The 2592-nt window shown below is 70.9% G+C and carries 3 protein-coding genes; all 3 read left to right on the top strand.

Annotated features, from left to right (window positions below; all coding sequences use genetic code 11):
- Nucleotides 1-574, top strand: a 574-nt coding sequence (locus AC08OP_RS10525; protein WP_476614020.1) for an isocitrate lyase/phosphoenolpyruvate mutase family protein, incomplete at its 5' end; no start/stop codon positions are given.
- Between the two features lie 142 nt (nucleotides 575-716).
- A complete protein-coding gene (locus tag AC08OP_RS10520; protein WP_476614019.1) occupies nucleotides 717-1865 on the top strand; it encodes a bifunctional 2-methylcitrate synthase/citrate synthase in 1149 nt (382 codons plus the stop codon).
- 166 nt (nucleotides 1866-2031) lie between these two features.
- Nucleotides 2032-2592: biotin carboxylase N-terminal domain-containing protein (locus AC08OP_RS10515; RefSeq protein WP_476614018.1), on the top strand; the 561-nt coding region annotated here is incomplete at its 3' end.

Below are 2592 nucleotides of genomic sequence, written 5' to 3'. Positions count from 1 at the left end.
CGCCGGCCTCGCCGGCTGCCACCTCGAAGACCAGGTCAACCCGAAACGCTGCGGCCATCTCGACGGCAAGTCGGTCGTGCCCCCCGAGGAGATGACGCGGCGCATCCGGGCCGCCGTCACGGCGCGCCGCGACCCGAACTTCGTCCTCTGCGCCCGCACCGACGCCCGCGCCGTCGAGGGCCTCGACGCGGCCGCCGACCGGGCAAGGGCCTACGTCGACGCGGGCGCGGACATGGTCTTCCCCGAGGCGATGGCGAACCTGGACGAGTTCGCCGCCGTCCGCAAGGCCGTCGACGTACCGCTCCTCGCGAACATGACCGAGTTCGGCAAGAGCGAGCTGTTCACCGCCGCGCAGCTCGCCTCGGTCGGCATGAACCTCGTCATCTACCCGGTGACCCTGCTGCGGCTGGCCATGGGCGCGGTCGAGGACGGCCTGCGCCGGATCAAGGACGAGGGCACCCAGGCCGGGCTGACCGACCGGATGCAGCACCGGGCCCGGCTCTACGAACTGATCGACTACGCCGACTACAACGTCTTCGACGAGGCGATCTTCAACGTCCGGCCCTCCGACTGATCTCCAGCGCACTCTTCCTCGCCGGCCGGGCCGGCGGCCACGACCGTCGAGCCCGACTGCCGTCCCAACTGCAGTGCCCGGTCATCTATCCCGGTCGTCGCGCCCCGGCCGGCGAGGAACCCACCCGAGAGGAACCACAGCCATGGCCGCCGTTGACTCGTCGGTACGCAAGGGCCTGGCCGGCGTCGTCGTCGACACCACGTCGGTCTCGATGGTCAACCCCGAGACGAACTCGCTGACCTACCGCGGATACCCGGTCCAGCAGCTCGCCGCCGAGTGCTCGTTCGAGGAGGTCGCCTACCTGATCTGGCACGGCGAGCTGCCGACCACCGAGCAGCTGCGGGCCTTCACCGACGCCGAACGGGCCCGCCGGCAGCTCGACCGGACCCTGATGGGCCTGCTCGCCCGGCTCCCGGAGACCTGCCACCCGATGGACGTGCTCCGCACCGCCGTCAGCTACCTCGGCGCGCAGGACCCGACCGAGGACGACGGCACGGTCGAGGCGAACCAGGTCAAGGCGCTCGACCTGATGGCGAAGCTGCCCACGATCGTCGCCATCGACCAGCGGCGCCGGCGCGGCCAGGACCCGATCCTGCCCGACCCGACGCTGGGCTTCTCGGAGAACTTCTTCCACATGTGCTTCGGCGAGGTGCCCGAGGCCGAGGTCGTCCGGGCCTTCGACGTCTCGCTGATCCTCTACGCGGAGCACAGCTTCAACGCCTCGACGTTCACCGCGCGGGTGGTCGCCTCGACGCTGTCCGACCTGTACAGCGCCGTGACGGCCGGGATCGGCGCGCTGAAGGGCCCGCTGCACGGCGGCGCCAACGAGGCCGTCATGTACATGATGGACGAGATCGGCGACCCGGCAGGCGCCGAGCAGTGGATGCTCGACGCGCTGGCCAGCAAGCGCAAAGTCATGGGCTTCGGGCACCGGGTCTACAAGTCCGGCGACTCCCGGGTCCCGACGATGCGCGCCGAGCTCGAGCGGCTCGCCAAGACCAGGGGAGCCGACGGCGAGCGCCTGATGGCCGTCTACGAGTCCCTCGAGGCCGTGATGATCCGGGAGAAGAACCTCCACCCGAACCTGGACTTCCCGACCGGCCCGGCCTACCACCTGATGGGCTTTGACATCCCGATGTTCACCCCGATCTTCGTGATGTCGCGGATCACCGGCTGGACCGCGCACATCATCGAGCAGCTCGCCGCCAACGCACTCATCCGGCCTCTGTCGAGCTATGTCGGCCCGCAGGAGCGCAGCGTCCCGCTCGCCGCCCGCCGGCTCGCGGGCTAGTTTTTGGTTCGCTCCGTCTGGACGCGGCGCTCCGGTCTCTTGCTCGCTTCGCTCCCAAGGGACCTCCGCGCCTGCGCGCCAGCTCGGTTGCGTGTAGCTGGAGCGTCACCGGTTCGGGGCCGCCGCGTATCCGTCGAGCCTTTCCTACGACCTGACGGGACTGACCATGCGCAAACTTCTTGTCGCCAACCGGAGTGAGATCGCGGTGCGGGTGTTCCGGGCTGCGCATGAGCAGGGCCTGCGCACGGTCGCGGTCTACACGCCGGAGGACGTCTCCGCGCTGCACCGGACGAAGGCGGGCGAAGCGTACGAGCTGGGGATGCCTGGGCACCCGGTGCGGGGTTATCTGGATATCGACGAGCTGCTGCGGGTGGCGAAGCACGCCGAGGCGGACGCGTTGCACCCGGGGTACGGGTTTCTGTCGGAGTCGGCGGCGCTGGCGGAGGCGTGCGCCGCGGCGGGGGTCACGTTCGTGGGGCCGCCGCCGGGGGTGTTGCGGCTGACCGGGGATAAGGTCGCCACCCGGAACGCGGCGATCGCGGCCGGGCTACCGGTGCTGCGGGCGTCGGCGCCGCTGCTGGACGGGGCCGGGGCGCTGGCGGCTGCGGAGGCGATCGGTTTTCCGCTGTTCGTGAAGGCGTCGGCCGGTGGCGGCGGGCGGGGTCTGCGCCAGGTGACGCGGGCTGCGGACCTGCCGGACGCGGTGGCGTCCGCTGTGCGGGAGGCG

This window comes from Frankia sp. CeRuru1 (assembly GCF_977966315.1).
This window is presented reverse-complemented; position numbering and strand designations above follow the sequence as displayed.

Coding starts and splice junctions, on each gene's coding strand:
- AC08OP_RS10520 (WP_476614019.1), top strand. CDS start 717: ATGGCCGCCGTTGACTCGTCGGTACGCAAGGGCCTGGCCGGCGTCGTC.